The following is a 16,863-nucleotide window of genomic DNA, read 5'->3' on the forward strand; positions in this document are numbered from 1 at the left end:
TTAAAATTTTAAACTATATATTTTTTTCAAGGGCATGATATAATATTTTAGGTTAGATGAGAATAATTCTCAATTACTGTTTTATTATATCAGTAAAGGAAGTGTCAGATGTGAGTTCACATCAAAGTAGGTTCGACGGTAAATTAATCATTGCAGCTAGTTTTGCAGTGTTAACATATTGGTTGTTTGCGCAATCATTTATAAATATTGGTTCTAGTGTACAAAAGACATTTGGTGCTACAGATTCTACACTTAACCTATCTATCAGCCTTGTATCATTCGTTACAGGTATTTTTATGGTGGGTGCAGGAGATATTGCAGATAAAGTTGGAAACCTCAAGATGACAATAATAGGTCTCATCTTTAGTATTATTGGTTGCCTTAGTCTTATTATTGTTCCTGTCACGCCATTCTTAGTTATTGGGCGCATTTTTCAAGGCCTATCAGCTGCCGTATTACTACCTTCTACAATTGGCTTAGTATCAGATAACTTTAAAGGTCAATCACTCCGTAAAGCTTATAGTTTTATGATGATTGCGACAGTTGGCGGAATAGGATTTTCTTCCTATGTCGGTGGTCTTATTTCTAGCTTTTTAAGTTGGCAATTTATTTTTGTTATTTCTATCGCTTTATCAATTATTGCGATTTTTATTTTAAGTCGTAGAAAAGAAGTGCCACGTCAAGAACGTGATCACCAGCCCTTCGATTATGTAGGCATGGTGATTTTTGGCGTAATTATCGCTTGCTTAATGCTATTGATGACTCAAGGTTTTACATATGGTTGGACAAGTCGATTCACGTTAACTGTTGCAATCGTTGGTCTCATTGCTTTAGTTGTATTTTATATTTTTGAAAAAGGCAGACCCACACCATTTATTGATTTTTCAATTGTAAAAAATCGAGCATTTCTGGGCTCAACAATCAATAATTTTGTGCTTAACACTGGGGTAGGTACCACAGTCGTCTTCAATGGTTACGCTCAAAAACAATTTGGTATGAGCGAAGCACAAACTGGTTTGGTTACAGTGCCGTATGTCTTCATGGCGATAGCGATGATACGCTTAGGTGAAAAAGCAATTCAAAAATATGGCGGTAAAAGTATGTTAATTGCAGGGCCACTATTTCCAGCAATTGGTATCATTCTAATTAGCTTCACTTTCTTATCGCCAAGTTGGTATGTAGGTATTGTAACTTTCGCATTTGTTGTATGTGCGATTGGTAATGGGTTAGTTGCTACACCTGGCTTAACGATTGCTGTATTCAACATGCCAGAAGAGAAAGTGAGCTTTGCGACAGGTTTATATAAGATGGGCGCTACACTCGGAGGAGCCTTTGGTATCGCGTTAAATACGACCGTATTTACAGTATGCCAACAATTCTATTCAGTAGAAATGTCAGCAATGATTTCATTCTTAGTCGGGGCAATTATTATGATACTTGGACTTATATCAGCATTTATTCTGATTCCTAAAAATGTTAAAGCATAATAAAAACAAGCGTGGCTTTTTAATCAGTCACGCTTGTTTGTTTATATATAATTAATTTACTTTATCGGTAGACAATCCTTGCGGAATCGGATCAAATATAACTAAATCGTCGCTATTTAATAACTCCTCAGTTAATTGTAATTCAGCAATACGATTAGAATTATAGTATTTCACATACAATGTACGCGATGTTAAGTTGAATACAGTTTGGTACAGCGTATAGTGGAATTCATCTTCAGAAGGGCGAACTGCACCTTTAGGAATGCTTACACTATCAAGAATTCTAAACGCATCTAATACTGCATCATCACCATCGTCAGGCAACATATTACTTACAAGATAAGCTGCTCTTACATAACGTTCTGCTGACGTATAACCACCTGGTAGTCCAGAGGTACCACTTTCATTGCCTATATATAAATTTTTATAGCGTTTATATTGTGGTTTGTAAGGCGTCACATTCGCATAATTCTTCAAGTTCTCGTAATGCCAATTTAAATCAGGGCTATTTGTTAGTACACCGACTGGATTATCACGAAGGACAATGCGACCTTCTACAAACGTAATCTCTGCAGTTCGGCCTGTCGCGTCCGATACATGATAATGTAATGGCGGCGCTTCATTAATATCATTCAATGTATGTGCAACGACATTAACTTGGTTTGCTTGTTCAATAAGTTCCTCAATCGTTTTGTTGTAACCAAGTACCCATGTTAATACTTCAGTTTGTGAAATATTGATGTATCCATCGTGTATTTTATTAGCGTATGAGGCATAACCACGGTCATATTGATTAGATATTGCGAGGCCATGCTCATTTACACCGTCTCCGAAAATAAAGCCTTCCATATCAGAACCGGCACCAGTAAAACCATACGTCGTTGTACCTTTATAATCTACACGAGATTCCCAATAGTAGTGACGTGGTTGCACAGCAGGATGTCCAGTTAATGGATAGTCATAGTCCATCGTACGTCCTAAAATAACGTCACCGTTTTTAGCTTGAAACGTAAAACCTGTACACATATGTAGAAACCTCCAGTATTTAAAATGAGAATTATTATCAATTATAAGATTTCTAATTATGCATTTCAATTTTTAAAGTTTTTCGGAAAAAGAGTCCTAAAATAAAAGTTACTATATACATACTAAAACAAATAATATAGGCCCAAGTAATACCGTAATAATCAACGATTATCGAAATAATAAAAGTTCCTAAAGCGAAGAAAATGCTGTTAAATAAATTGTTTAATATGTATGTAGAAGTTAGAATTTCTTTTGGTGTGTTGCGCTGAATCATTGAATTTAGTGAAATATAACGCATGTCTTCGAAAATGCCCATAAATAATGAAAATAACAATGCGATCATTATTGAATGGTGAAGAATAAAACTTAAATTAATAAATGCTAAAAGCAAAGGAACGTAAATAATTATTGGATAGTTTATTTGTGTGAAGAAACGATCCTTATGGTTTATCCATAGTCCTGCAATAATTGTGCCACTAAAGAAAAGGGCATTGATTAGTCCAAACCAATAATCAGGGACATGTAAATAGGTTCTTGTATAAGTAAGAATGATAGCTGCTATCCATATGGTCGTTGCGAAAGATTCAAAAATAATAGAAATGTTTAAATACAAACTCAATTTATCACGATAATTATCACGAATAACAGCTTTAAAACTACTAAAAATATTTGCCTTCTCATTTTTGTAAATTTGACGTTCTGAAAGGCGTAAAATAAAAAAATAACTTATCATTTCAAGTACTAGCGCAAATAAAAATAAGTATTTCGCACCTATAAGACTCATTAAAATGCCGCCTAATGCCCACGTAGAAAGTTGAACAACACTACTCATCATATTCATTAAAGCGTTAGCAGATGTAATCGCATCTTTATTCTCAATAAAAGGAATCATTGAGTTCTTAATTGGGTTTGTAAAACCATCAAAAATAGCATTAAGAAAAAGTAAAACAAAAATAAAAATGGGAGATATGCCAAATATTAATAAACCAGCGATACTTGCTAAACTTACTAATTTAAGACCTTGAAATATAGATAAGACTTGCTTTTGCGTAAAATATTGATAAATATAATTGGAAATAAAACTACTCACAAAAATGCCAGATGTAAAGATAATGGGAATCATCGAGGCAGCGGTCGTTTTAGATGTGATATTAAAAACAATAGCAATAAGACCAACAATTGTTAAAATATCACCAGTGTTAGCAAACAATTGACTATAAAACAGATGAAAGTAGTCTTTACTATGTTTTCTCATATTGCCACACCTCAATAACACTTGTGATTTTACACTAGTATAGCATTAGGTAGTCATAAAAAATATCCCTTATGAGCTAATTAAATCTCATAAGGGATATGATTTAGATATTAAGCATGTGCATGTTCTGGAACGTCTTTAAAGTTTTCTAAACGACGATTCCATTCTTCATCGCTAATGTTGTTTTTAGCTACATAACGGTTACGTTCATGTTTGGCACAGTCATATGAACAAGCACCAAGATATTTGTCTTCATTTTCTTCTGAAACAAGAATTTGCTTGTTACATTCAGGATTTGAACAGTTAATATATCGTTCGCAAGGTGTACCGTCAAAGTGTTCTTTACCGATAACTGTTTTCTCAACTTGGTTAACGTCAACGCTAATACGTTCATCGAAGACGTACATTTTACCGTCCCAATATTGACCTTTAGTTTCAGGGTCTTTACCGTAAGTTGCGATACCACCGTGTAGTTGTCCTACATTTTCGAAGCCTTCTTTAACTAACCAACCAGAGAATTTTTCACAGCGAATACCACCTGTACAATAAGTTACGATGTTTTTACCATCTAATTGATCTTTGTTCTCACGAATCCAGTCTGGTAAGTCTCTGAAGCGTGTGATATCAGGGCGAATGGCACCGCGGAAGTGACCTAAATCAAATTCATAGTCATTACGAGCATCTAAGATGACAGTATCTTCATCTTCTAGTGCTTCTTTAAATTCGCTAGGTGAATAATATTTACCAGTTGTAACACGTGGATCAACATCGTCTTCTAAACCTAAAGCAACGATTTCATTTCTTGGACGTACGTGCATTTTTTTGAAGGCATGGCCTTCAGCTTCATCAATTTTGAACGTCATATCTGCGAAACGTTCATCTGCATGCATATGTTCGATATATTTATCAGTATCTTCTTTCGTACCTGATAATGTACCATTGATACCTTCTGTAGAAACTAAAATTCTACCTTTTAAATTGTTTGATTTGCAGAATTCTAAGTGCTCAGCTGCAAATGTTTCAGGGTCATCAATTGTTGTGTATTTGTAATATAATAACACTCTATAATCCATTTTCTAATTCTCCTCTAAAAATTTATTTATCGTAAAGGCAAGCCGTATCATTTAGTTATTCATTAATTTATCTTTTTATAAAAATCAACATTATATTATTTTACCAAATTTACAATAACTTTCAATATTTCGGTTTTGAAAATAGGGCAACAGACCTATGTTAGAAGTACAATTACTTTTTGAAAACGATTACATGTAGTACGATAAGTAGAAAGTGAAGTAAAGGATTATAATGAATTAAGATTATACTTTTCGAAAAGGGAGGAATTGTTAATTATGACAAATCAATCTTTACCAAAATTAACATATACTGGGGCATCAAAAAGTGCAGTACCTATTATTTCTGAAAGCGAATTACAAACGGTAACGGCAGAACCTTGGTTAAAAATTTCAGATGAAGGACTTCAACTTGAAGGTCTTATCTTTGATAGAGATCATAATTTATTTTTATGTGAAGTGTTTGGCGGTAAAATCTTTAAAGTCGACATAGACACAAAAGAGGTTTCAACAGCGTTTCAATCAACAAAACAAAATCCAGCTGCAGTTAAAATACATAAAGATGGACGTTTATTCACTTGTTATTTAGGCGATTTCGAGTCAACAGGTGGTATCTTCGCCACAAATGAACATGGTGAACAATTTGAAGAAATCATTTCGGAACTCAACACTGAATATTGTATTGATGACATGGTCTTTGATAGTAAAGGTGGTTTCTATTTCACTGATTTCAGAGGTTATTCTACAAATCCTAAAGGTGGCGTCTACTATGTTTCGCCTGACTTCAAGACAGTGACCCCAGTCATTCAGAATATTTCAGTAGCGAATGGTGTAGCTTTAAGTACGGATGAAAAAGTACTATGGGTTACGGAAACGACGACAAACCGACTTCATCGTATTCAATTAGAGGACGATGGCGTGACAATTGCACCGTTTGGCGCAACGATTCCATATTACTTTACTGGCCATGAAGGACCAGACTCAGTATGTATTGATAGCGATGATAATTTATACGTAGCAATGTATGGACAAGGGCGTGTTCTAGTCTTCAACAAACGTGGCTATCCTATTGGTCAAATCTTAATGCCAGGGCGTGATGAAGGTAAAATGTTACGTTCAACACATCCACAATTTATTCCTGGAACAAATCAATTGCTCATTTGTACCAATGACATTGAGAATGGCTCAGAAGGTGGTTCAATGATTTATACCGTTGAAGCTTTTGCGAAAGGTCATGAAAGCTATCAATTTCAGTAAGTAATAAAGAAATAAGCGACATCGTCTAACACACCATAAAACCCCTCACTATCCACCTAGTGAGGGGTTTGGTGTTGCCAATGGAATTAATTTATGAATGTATTATATCACTATGAGTAACTTATTGCAAGTTTAATTTGTCTAGCATAAATGATTACTAAGTAATGCTTATTTTCTAATCCAATGAAACTTTTTCGAATATCCAGTATACTGTAATAGAATAATAAGACATCCGCATAAGTATGAAAGGAGTATATGATGAAAGACAATTGGATGAAATATAAAGATGACAGTCTTGTATCATCATTCTATGATAGCCAGACCACGACGTTTCAAGAACAAGGATTTGAAACTGAATTAGCATTTGGTACTGCAGGTATTCGTGGCCAGTTTGGACTTGGTCCAGGTCGTTTAAATCGCTATACCATACAACGTCTGGCATTAGGAGTTGCTAATTACTTAAAAGATAAAGAAGATAATCCTTCAATTGTCATTCACTATGATATTCGTCATTTATCTTCAGAATTCGCGCATATTATTACGCAAATTTTGACTTCGAATGGCATCAAAGTTTATCTGGCAGATGTATATAAAACAACGCCACAATTATCTTTTGCTGTCCGATACTTGCAAACATCTGCCGGTATCATGATTACAGCAAGTCATAACCCTAAAGATTATAACGGCATCAAAGTTTATGGTGCAGATGGTGCGCAATTAGATGAGGATACTTCATTAGAAGTTGCTCAATATATCAATAACTTAGGTAATCCACTTGAGTTGAATATTGACTTAAATCAAGAACTTATTGAGAAGAACACCTTTGATTTACCAGAAGCGGTTTATGATAGTTACATAAACGAACTTACAAATCTTATAGGTGATATTCCACAATCTGATTTGAAGGTCGTATATACGAGTTTGCATGGTACTGGTGTGCCGATTATTCCTGACGTTTTAAAGCATCTTAATTTTCAGAATGTAAGTTTAGTCAAATCGCAAAGTGAGCTAGATCCAAATTTCAGTTCCGTTAAAAGTGCGAACCCCGAAGAGCGAGAAGCCTTTGATTTAGCAATTCAACAAGCTCACGATATCGACGCTAATTTAATTATTGCAACAGATCCTGACGTCGATCGCATGGGATTTGTAGAACGAAATGAAAATAGTCAAATATACTACTTTGGTGGCAGTGAAATCGGCGCATTACTCATTAAATATCTGCTCGAATACACGAATGTGCCGAATCATTCGGTTGTCATTCAATCTATTGTAAGTGGCGAGTTAGGTAAACGACTTGCACAACAATATGGTGTGACTGTGAAGGAAGTCTTAATCGGCTTTAAACACATTGCTAAAGCCATTCGTGAGTTAGATGATACAGAATCATTTTTATTTGCCTATGAAGAAAGCTATGGTTACTTAGCTGACGACTTCGTGCGAGACAAAGATGCCATTCAAATTGTGCCATTGATTATTAAGTATGCTTCTATTTTGAAAAATGAAGGCAAAACACTGCACGATGAATTAAAAGAAATCCATAAAGAAGTAGGCTATTATCGTGATAAACCGATGTCTAAAGTCTTTGAAGGTAGAGAAGGGCAACAACAAATTAACGCTTTAATGGATCAATTAAGACGTAATATTCCTGATGTCATTGCAGGATTAAAAGTTGTTGCAGTAGAAGATTATGAGACATTGAAACGCATTTATAAAGAAGACAACACGGAAGAAGCAATATCATTACCAAAAGCGAATGTAATTAGAATTCTCTTAGAAGAAGGATTTATTGCTTTGAGACCATCAGGTACAGAACCTAAACTCAAATTCTACCTATCACTTAACGTCGATAACTTCGAACAAGTCTCACAAGACATATACGATTATATATTTAGTGATAGCGAATAGCGTGACAAAAAACCATTTATATGCAAGTAAGCAGTATTAAATATCATTCCACCTCAATCGTTCATTTTCAAAATTAAAAAATAATATAAAACAGCTTATGGTACATATCACAAAGTGCACCATAAGCTGTTTTCTTAATTAATATTTTCTTAAAAAGTCTATTTGTCGATTATATAACTTATTATGAATTAATATTGAAAAGCTTATTCGTTTTAGCGATTGTAGTTAATGTAAGTATGAAATTTCTCGCGAAAAGAAGAAACAAATAATTTAATACTGAATAAAATTAATTTCATGTAAAAATTCCGTTAAGTTAGAAATGATATGTTATGCATAGTATAAAAATGTTATATAATATTTAGTGATCGGCATAAAATCACTTTCTTACATAAAGGAGCCAATACATGATTAAAAAATATTTGTTGAGTGTATTCACTGTTTTAATAGCCATTGTTTTATGTGCTTGTCAATCGACATCGCAAACGCATGAGAAAAAAGCTAAAGAAGAAACGCATAATAAAGAAGAGAATATTTATGCGAAAAAGCGTAGTTCTGGTCAAAATGATTGGGTTGAATATAAGGGTGATGTAGCACATATCTTCTTCCATCCTTTAATTACGGATCCTAAAGTGGCGTTTACTGGTGAAGCGAATCAAGCCAAAGGCAATAATGATTGGATGATTACCGTTGAAGAATTTAAACGCTCACTTGATGAATTATATAAGCATCATTACATATTGATTGATCCACATGATGCATATGATTTCAATTCTAAACCTATTAAAAAGAAATCACTTAAGTTGCCTAAAGGAAAGAAACCGTTAATCTTATCAATAGATGATATGAATTATTATGAATATATGAGAGGAAATGGTTATGCAGATCGTTTAGTATTAGACAAATATAATCATGTTGTATCTCAAACGAAAGGCAAAGATGGTAAGTTTACTCAAAGTGAATCGAATGATATTGTTCCGATTCTAAATCGTTTCGTAAAAGAACATCCAGATTTTTCATTGAATGGACAAAAAGGTGTAGTTGGTTTAACTGGATACAATGGGGTACTCGGATATCGCACGAATGAGTTGGATAGTAAAGACTACTCTAAGCGTAAAGAACAAGCGATAAAAGTTGCAAATGCAATGAAACGCGATGGTTGGACATTCGCAAGTCATTCTTGGGGGCACATTGATTTTGCAAATAGTTCATATGATCGTATTGTGAAGGATACAGAACGTTGGAAGAAAGAAGTAACGCCAATTATTGGCAAAACGGATTTATTTATTTTCCCTCATGGTGCGCAAGATAGAGGTTCAGCAGGCTATCAGTACCTAGAGAATAAAGCAGGATTTAAATTCTTAGCTGGGGTAGGTCCGAATAATTTTACTGATATTGGTGAAGATAGCGTTTATCAAGACCGTGTTGCTATCGATGGTTTGAATCTATATGACTTTAAGTACAAGTTGAAACCATTTGTAGATCCAGACAAAGTTTATAGCAAAGAAGATCGTAGTTATTTTAAAGGTGAGAAAGGTTATAAATAATTAGTCGAACTCTGAGAATTGCATTATGGTAGTTCTCAGAGTTTCAATTTTTCATTAAAAAGCAAGTAAAGTTTAATGGATATCAAAATGTATAGTAAGTAACAACAATATAGTTAAGGGATTATGATTTTGAATATAGTTGTATTATTCCTATAATATTGTTATAAAAGGTATTGTGCAACATTATTAATATTAAAAAAAGTAGGGGATATTTTGTTTGGTAAATTTGTAAAAGGAATAGGTATTATCACTACGATTTCGTTATTACATACTTCGATAAGTGATGCGAGTGAATCGCCAGTAACTATTGCTAATAAAGAAAAGAATAGTAGTATTAGTACGAAATATCAGCCTAGTGGTGTCATGCTTACTACTGATCAAGGGCAAATTCTATATAATTACCGGGGAAATAATCAGGTTGACCCTGCTTCTATGTCTAAAATGATGACCTTATATTTAACTTATGAAGCGATTGAGAATGGGAAGTTAAAGCTCAATGACAAAGTGAAAATTACAAATAAGTATGCTACCATGTCCAACCTACCAAACCTATCATCAGTATCATTGAAACAAGGTCAAACGTATACTATTGAAGAATTAATTAAACAAACCACTTTAGCATCAAGTAATGCCGCAGCAATGATATTAGGTGAGAAAGTAAGTGGCGATAATAATACATTTACTAATAAAATGAATCAACAAGCTAAATCGTTTAATATGACTAATACAAACTTTGTCAATCCGGCAGGTGCGCAAAATAGTTTGTTAGATCAATATGCACCTTCAAAATTTAAAAAACAAGATTTCCCTAAAAGTACCGCTAAAGATATGAACCTTTTAATGCAAGCGTTAATTAAGAAGTATCCTCAGATATTACAAATATCTAAGTTGCCACGGGATACTCAAAGAGGAAATACTTTTAAAAGTACGAATCTATCTTTAAAAGGACAACCACTATATTTACCTGGTACAGATGGCTTAAAGACAGGTACAAGTAATAAGGGTTATAACATTGCACTAACAAATAAGCAAGATCAATTACGTCTAAATGAAACAATAATGAATGTGAAACCCTTTGGTGATGTAAATGCGAAGTACAATAGAAATAGAATAGGTAATCAAATCATTAAACAATATCGTCAAAAATATGAATATAAGAAAGTGTTAACTGAAGGAGACCATGAGATAGATGGCAAGAAATATCATGTAAAAAAAGATTTATATGATGTTGTCCCTAAAGACAAATCCAAATGGCATCTGGCTATCAATAGTAAAGGCAAAGTTTATGTTCATTATTATAGGGACTTCTTACCAGGCAGTCAGTATCCACGTGTAGCTGTTGATAAAAAATGGAAATGGTTCTAAATCAATAAATTAAATTAGAAAAAATGTCGCTAAGTTTTCATCTTGGCGACATTTTTCAAATAATGAATATCTTTAATAAAGGCGTTTTAGCTCAGTTTCTTCAAATGTACTTCTCTTGCGCCACATATCATATTAACAATTTCTTTCGTCACTTTATCTATCGATTGCTGTTGTCCATGTTGAATCCAATTCGTGATGACGCTCAAAATACCTCCAGTTAAAAATTCTCCATATATTGTTACATCTACATAAAATTGACCACTCTGTCGATCAAATTCAATTTGCTTTTGAACTGCTTTATAGATTTGTTCATAAAAAATAGTATAAACTTCGCCGTAAAAATTGAGTGTTATAACGCTACGGACAATGTCTTTATTATCGTGAATAAATGTCAAAACATCTCTCATCAATTTCTCAAAAAATTGTCGTGGGTTGTCGGGATTAATGTCGGGTAAATATAGCTCTCTAAAATGATCAATCAACGTGCCGACAACATGATTTAACAAGTCATACTTATCATTAAAATGACGATAAAAGGTTGATCGTCGTACATTTGCTTTTGCACATAAGTCTTGAACCGTTATTTGTTCAAAAGATTTAGTTTGTAGTAAATCAGAAAATGAAGTAATTAGGGCTTGATGTGTTTTTTGGACGCGTAAATCTTGTTTGTTCAACTTAATCACTCCTCATATCGGACAGTTTGAATAAAATGTCGCTTATGTTACAAACACACATAAGTGACACACAATTCTTGCCCCTCGTCATTTTATAATACTATCGAAGGGTAGATTAATTTCTTTAAGATTACTTATAGTTTACTACTTTTCAATCTAAAAATTAAAAACTATGAAAACTTGGGAAGTGATACGTATGTACTATAGTAATGGAAATTATGAAGCATTTGCACGTCCTAAAAAACCAGAAAATGTAGAGCTTAAATCAGCTTATCTTATTGGTTCCGGATTAGCATCTCTAGCTGCTGCATGTTTCTTGATTAGAGACGGACAAATGGATGGGTCAAAAATCCATGTTTTAGAAGAATTATATAAACCTGGTGGAAGTTTAGATGGAGATGAACTTCCTTTGAAAGGCTATGTTGTGAGAGGGGGAAGAGAAATGGAGAACCATTTCGAATGTTTGTGGGATTTATTTCGCTCCATCCCGTCACTTGAAATGGATAATGCTTCAGTTCTAGATGAGTTTTATTGGTTAAATAAAGAAGATCCTAATTACTCACGTTGTCGTGTTATTGAGAAAAGGGGGCATCAGTTATCTACTGATGGTGATTTTACTTTGACGCCACAAGCCATTAAAGAAATCATTCATTTATGTTTAATGAAAGAAGAGACATTAAACGACGTGAAGATTACGGATGTCTTCTCAAATGACTTTTTGCATTAGAATTTCTGGATCTATTGGAAAACGATGTTCGCATTTGAGCCATGGCATTCTGCAATGGAGATGCGTCGATATTTAATGCGCTTTGTACATCATATTGGAGGATTAGCAGATTTCAGTGCCCTTAAGTTCACCAAATATAATCAATATGAATCACTAGTTCTTCCGATGATTGCTTACTTAGAGTCCCACGGTGTGCAATTTCAATATGATGTTCAAGTGTTGAATATAAAAGTAGATATCACAACAAAAGAGAAGGTTGCGCGTGAAATACAACTTAAGCGTTCAGGTAAAGATGATACCATTCCTCTAACGCCAGATGATTTAGTATTTGTTACAAATGGTAGTATCACTGAAAGTTCAACTTATGGAGATAACAACACACCCGCACCCCCTACAAAAGAAATCGGTGGTAGTTGGACGTTATGGCGTAATCTTGCCAAACAGAGCCCTGAGTTTGGTTGTCCCGAAAAGTTCTATCATCGTTTACCAGACAAAAGTTGGTTTGTATCAGCAACCGCGACGACAAATAACATGACAATTATTAATACAATCGAGCAAATTTGTAAACGAGACCCTCTAGCCGGCAAGACAGTGACAGGTGGTATTGTTACTGTTAATGATTCTAAATGGCAAATGAGTTTTACTGTTAATCGTCAACAACAATTTAAAAGCCAACCCGAAGACGAGGTGAGCGTTTGGATCTATGCATTATACTCAAACGTAAACGGGGATTACATCCATAAACCTATCACTGAGTGCAGTGGAAATGAAATTTGCCAAGAATGGTTATATCATATGGGCGTTCCTATCAATCAAATTGAAGACCTCGCTAAAACGCAATGTAATACGATACCAGTCTATATGCCATATATCTGTTCTTATTTTATGCCTAGATCCATTGGAGACAGACCACTTGTCGTGCCTGAAAATGCTCGCAACATAGCCTTTATTGGTAATTTTGCAGAAACAGAAAGAGATACTGTATTTACCACTGAATATTCGGTAAGGACTGCTATGGAAGCAGTATACCAATTATTGGACATAGATAGAGGTGTCCCTGAAGTGGTTGCAACAGAATTCGACCTTCGTATATTGATGGATGCCTTATATGAACTTAATGATGGTAAAAATTTATCAGAACTCTCAGAACATAACAAAATACAGAAACTCGCTCTTAACGCTTTCTTGAAGAAAATAAAAGGTACCTATATCGAAGAATTGTTGCACCAACACAAGTTACTATAAGTGTAGATAAAATTCACCCCCACATGACGAATTAGCATGTGGGGATATTTGTTTAGTTTATTTATTGGCCAATATATCGTTTTAAATGTTTAGCGGTTATGGAATTGTCGATGTCAAAGATGCCTTCAGGTTCACCCGCGTAAAGTAATTGGCCACCTTTATCTCCAGCATAAGGCCCAATATCAATTAACCAATCCGCCTGAGTCATCATCGTTAAATTATGTTCAATCAAGATAACCGTATTGCCTTCTTCAATAAGATGGTTAAAGCAATCGATTAGAATTGGCAAATCATCTTCATGTAGCCCAGTTGTTGGCTCATCAAAGATAAAGATCTTATCGGTCACATCTTGTGTCAGGTAACGGCTTAGTTTCACACGTTGAATTTCACCACCTGAAAGGGTATCTAATGATTGTCCGAGAGTCATATAGTTTAATCCTGTATCCGCTAATGCTTGAAGCGGTCGTATAATACCTGGACTGTCGCTAAATTTCTCAATGGCTTCATCCACGGTTAATGCTAAAATATCCGCAATAGAATAACCTTCTACTTTAGCTTCTAACACTTCTGGACGATATCTTGTACCACCACATAATTCACATACTTGTGAAAAGTCTGGCATAAATGCAAGTTCCGTTTTTAAAACACCTTTACCATGACATTCCGGACAGGCACCTTCTGAATTATAGCTGAACATACTCTTCTTAAGACCAGTATGTTGACTAAAGAAACTACGTACATCATCAAAGATATCTAAATAAGTAAGTAGATTAGAACGATTTGATGCATGGACAGGTTTCTGGTCAATAAAGATAGCCTCTTGTTCACGTTCAAATCCTGCAGTGATGAGTGAACTTTTACCTGAACCTGCAACACCTGTAACAACAGTCATTGCATGCTTAGGTAGTTTAGTTGAGACATTTTGTAAGTTATTGCGACTAATATTAGCAATTTGAAGCATGTCTTTCGATTTACGTGGCGTTTTTTTAAGTTGATGCTGTCGGTTCAACGCTTGACCAGTACTTGTGTTCGAACTGAGTAATTCATTATAAGAGCCAGTAAATGTAATTTCACCACCATTTTTGCCTGCTAAAGGTCCTAAATCAATAATATGATCAGCGGTCTTTATAACATCTGGATCATGTTCTACAACGAGGACTGTGTTGCCCTTATCTTTTAAGGATTGAATGATATCGTTGATACGCTGAATATCCTCTGGATGTAGTCCGACACTTGGTTCATCAATAATATAGATTAAGTCGCTTAAAGGACTATTAAGGTGACGAATGAGCTTAATACGTTGTGACTCACCACCAGATAGCGAAGTTGTTTCTCGCGCTAGTGTTAAATAATTCAACCCAATATAACTTAATGCTTCTAGTTGTTTCTTAAGTGGCTCTATAATCACACGTGCTTTGCCTGATTTTATTTTTCTTAAAAAGGCTAACGCCTCATCAATTTGTAGGTTTGTGAATTCTGCAATATTTAAGCCATTGATTTTACAGCTTAATACAGTGTCATTAAGACGTTGACCATGACAATCAGGACAATCATGTTTCGATACCACTCGGTCAATATCTTCTTTAAAACGTTTCTTTTCGAAATTATCATTAAGTAAAAATGAACGGCGGAATCGATGAATTAATCCTTCAAATTTGGCAGTTCTAGGCCAATTTGACGGTGGATTCTTTAATTTAGTTGGTTCGGTGTATAAAAACGTATCCATTTCTTCATTCGTATAATCTTTTAATTTCTTATCATTATCAAATAAACCTGTATATAAATAACGTTTACCTCGCCAACTATCAGGTCTAAATGAAGGGAATTTAATTGCATCCTCATTAAGTGATTTATCATAATCAAGCAATTCATTTAAATCAATATCTTCAACATAGCCTAGTCCTGAACATGTTTGACACATACCTTTAGGATTATTGAAAGAAAAGATATCTGAATAACCGACAAATGGTTCGCCAATACGTGACCATAGCAGTCGGACAGACGCGTAAATGTCAGAAATTGTACCTACAGTTGAACGAGAGTTACCGCCAAGACGTTTCTGATTAATAATCATTGCGACAGGAAGATGTTTAATTTGATCGACGTCTGGTTTTTCATATTGTGTCAGTTGATGTTGCACATAACTTGAATATGTTTCATTTAACAATCTTTCAGATTCTGCAGCTATAGTATTGAAGACGAGGGAAGACTTCCCCGAGCCTGAACGACCTGTAAATACTGTTAATTGATGCTTTGGAATCGTTACATTTATATTTTTTAAGTTATTTTGTTTGGCACCGATAATTTCTATATTAGTCATAATTACACCTCTTAAACCTAGATTAACTCACATGTTGGTCATATTAAATTATGCTTCGAGTGGTTTGATTTTAACATCAAGATTAAAGTATTCTTTTAAAATATTTCGGTAGTTATCTGAAGTTACATCATATTTATCTTTACCATCCTGTTTACTTAGCGTTAGATGTTGTAAGGACATCGTAGCACGTCCGTATGATTGTGGTTGAGTAACGATAAGTTGTTGTACAAAAATAGAATCTGGATGTTGTGAATTATATTGAATCATATCTTCAAAATCTTCTATTTGCTTAGGTTGGAAGCGAGCCTCGTAACGTGTGCTCCAACTATCGTCTTCGAGTTTCTGAATGCTATAAGTTCCTTCATGCTCTGAAATTACTCGGAATTCACCTGTAATATCTGTAACTGGATGAGTTGGATCTATATTTGTAATAGGTAAGGCCTGTAAAGGTAAGTCACCGAAGCCTACATCTGCAACATAATTTACATCATTAATTGGAACAACAAGTGACATGTGTGAACCTTCTGGACTGCGATTGCCATTAGGCTGTTCAACAGTCGCAGACATACGATATACGGTAAAGCCTTTTTCTTCAAGGTAAGTCCCAAAGAAATGATTCATTTCGTAACAGAAACCACCTCGTTGCTGATTGATCAATTTATCATACAAATCATTAATTTCTACAGATATAGGTACGCCATTTTGGACATTGATATTTTCAAAAGGAACCGTCAACATATAGCGTTTAATGTAATAATTGAGCGCTTCAAGTGAAGGTTCATTATATTTTGATGCATCTATATTTAAATAGTGTTCGATAGCTTGAATATCCATAAGATGAGGTCTCCTTTGTTAAAAGCTTTTAGTAATCCATACCCTATAATGATGAAATGACGCATGTAAGAATAGAGACGAAAAAGGTTCTAAACACTTGATAGCAGTTGATGCCTCGTGTTTAGAACCAGTATTAATATATTAAACTATGTTA

At 34.4% G+C, this 16,863-nt stretch carries 11 protein-coding genes and 1 pseudogene; 6 read left to right on the forward strand and 6 right to left on the reverse strand.

Features of this window, described 5'->3' with window-relative positions; translation table 11 throughout:
* Positions 1-110: 110 nt before the first annotated feature.
* Complete coding sequence (locus tag HMPREF3134_RS02615) at positions 111-1,487, forward strand: MFS transporter (protein ID WP_070440499.1); 1,377 nt, start codon at positions 111-113, stop codon at positions 1,485-1,487.
* A gap of 51 nt (positions 1,488-1,538) precedes the next feature.
* Here HMPREF3134_RS02615 and HMPREF3134_RS02620 read toward each other — a convergent pair whose 3' ends face one another.
* From HMPREF3134_RS02620 to HMPREF3134_RS02630, 3 genes are all read right to left on the reverse strand, one after another.
* Positions 1,539-2,513 carry a choloylglycine hydrolase family protein gene (locus tag HMPREF3134_RS02620; RefSeq protein ID WP_070440501.1) on the reverse strand — a complete coding sequence of 325 codons (975 nt, stop codon included), beginning with the start codon at positions 2,511-2,513 and terminating at the stop codon, positions 1,539-1,541.
* Between the two features lie 52 nt (positions 2,514-2,565).
* Positions 2,566-3,768 carry an MFS transporter gene (locus HMPREF3134_RS02625; protein ID WP_037537553.1) on the reverse strand — a complete coding sequence of 401 codons (1,203 nt, stop codon included), beginning with the start codon at positions 3,766-3,768 and terminating at the stop codon, positions 2,566-2,568.
* Positions 3,769-3,878: 110 nt separating this feature from the next.
* On the reverse strand, positions 3,879-4,841 hold the full coding sequence (locus HMPREF3134_RS02630) for an oxygen-dependent tRNA uridine(34) hydroxylase TrhO (RefSeq protein WP_037537555.1): 963 nt from the start codon (positions 4,839-4,841) through the stop codon (positions 3,879-3,881).
* Between the two features lie 276 nt (positions 4,842-5,117).
* Between HMPREF3134_RS02630 and HMPREF3134_RS02635 the strand changes: the two genes are divergently transcribed.
* The 4 genes from HMPREF3134_RS02635 (at position 5,118) to pbp4 (ending at position 10,909) form a co-directional block, all read left to right on the forward strand.
* On the forward strand, positions 5,118-6,095 hold the full coding sequence (locus HMPREF3134_RS02635) for an SMP-30/gluconolactonase/LRE family protein (protein ID WP_033079784.1): 978 nt from the start codon (positions 5,118-5,120) through the stop codon (positions 6,093-6,095).
* Positions 6,096-6,353: 258 nt separating this feature from the next.
* Entirely contained in the window at positions 6,354-8,000 is a 1,647-nt protein-coding gene (locus HMPREF3134_RS02640) for a phospho-sugar mutase (protein WP_070440503.1), read from the forward strand.
* Positions 8,001-8,404: 404 nt separating this feature from the next.
* On the forward strand, positions 8,405-9,544 hold the full coding sequence (locus HMPREF3134_RS02645) for a polysaccharide deacetylase family protein (protein ID WP_011274631.1): 1,140 nt from the start codon (positions 8,405-8,407) through the stop codon (positions 9,542-9,544).
* A 213-nt stretch (positions 9,545-9,757) separates the two neighbouring features.
* A complete protein-coding gene (gene pbp4, locus HMPREF3134_RS02650) occupies positions 9,758-10,909 on the forward strand; it encodes a penicillin-binding protein PBP4 (protein ID WP_070440505.1) in 1,152 nt (383 codons plus the stop codon).
* An 86-nt stretch (positions 10,910-10,995) separates the two neighbouring features.
* Here pbp4 and HMPREF3134_RS02655 read toward each other — a convergent pair whose 3' ends face one another.
* Positions 10,996-11,583 (reverse strand): TetR/AcrR family transcriptional regulator, encoded by a 588-nt coding sequence (locus HMPREF3134_RS02655; protein ID WP_011274633.1) that lies wholly within the window; start codon positions 11,581-11,583, stop codon positions 10,996-10,998.
* A gap of 196 nt (positions 11,584-11,779) precedes the next feature.
* On the opposite strand from HMPREF3134_RS02655, the pseudogene HMPREF3134_RS02660 reads away from it, so the two are divergent.
* Positions 11,780-13,555, forward strand: a pseudogene (locus tag HMPREF3134_RS02660) (oleate hydratase).
* A 61-nt stretch (positions 13,556-13,616) separates the two neighbouring features.
* Here the strand turns inward: HMPREF3134_RS02660 and HMPREF3134_RS02665 are convergent.
* A complete protein-coding gene (locus tag HMPREF3134_RS02665; RefSeq protein WP_070440507.1) occupies positions 13,617-15,875 on the reverse strand; it encodes an ATP-binding cassette domain-containing protein in 2,259 nt (752 codons plus the stop codon).
* Between the two features lie 48 nt (positions 15,876-15,923).
* The gene (locus HMPREF3134_RS02670; RefSeq protein ID WP_070440509.1) at positions 15,924-16,709 is read right to left on the reverse strand and encodes an arylamine N-acetyltransferase family protein; all 786 of its coding nucleotides are present in this window, start codon (positions 16,707-16,709) and stop codon (positions 15,924-15,926) included.
* Positions 16,710-16,863 lie beyond the last annotated feature (154 nt).

The organism is Staphylococcus sp. HMSC14D10, from assembly GCF_001808125.1.
GTDB lineage: Bacteria > Bacillota > Bacilli > Staphylococcales > Staphylococcaceae > Staphylococcus > Staphylococcus haemolyticus.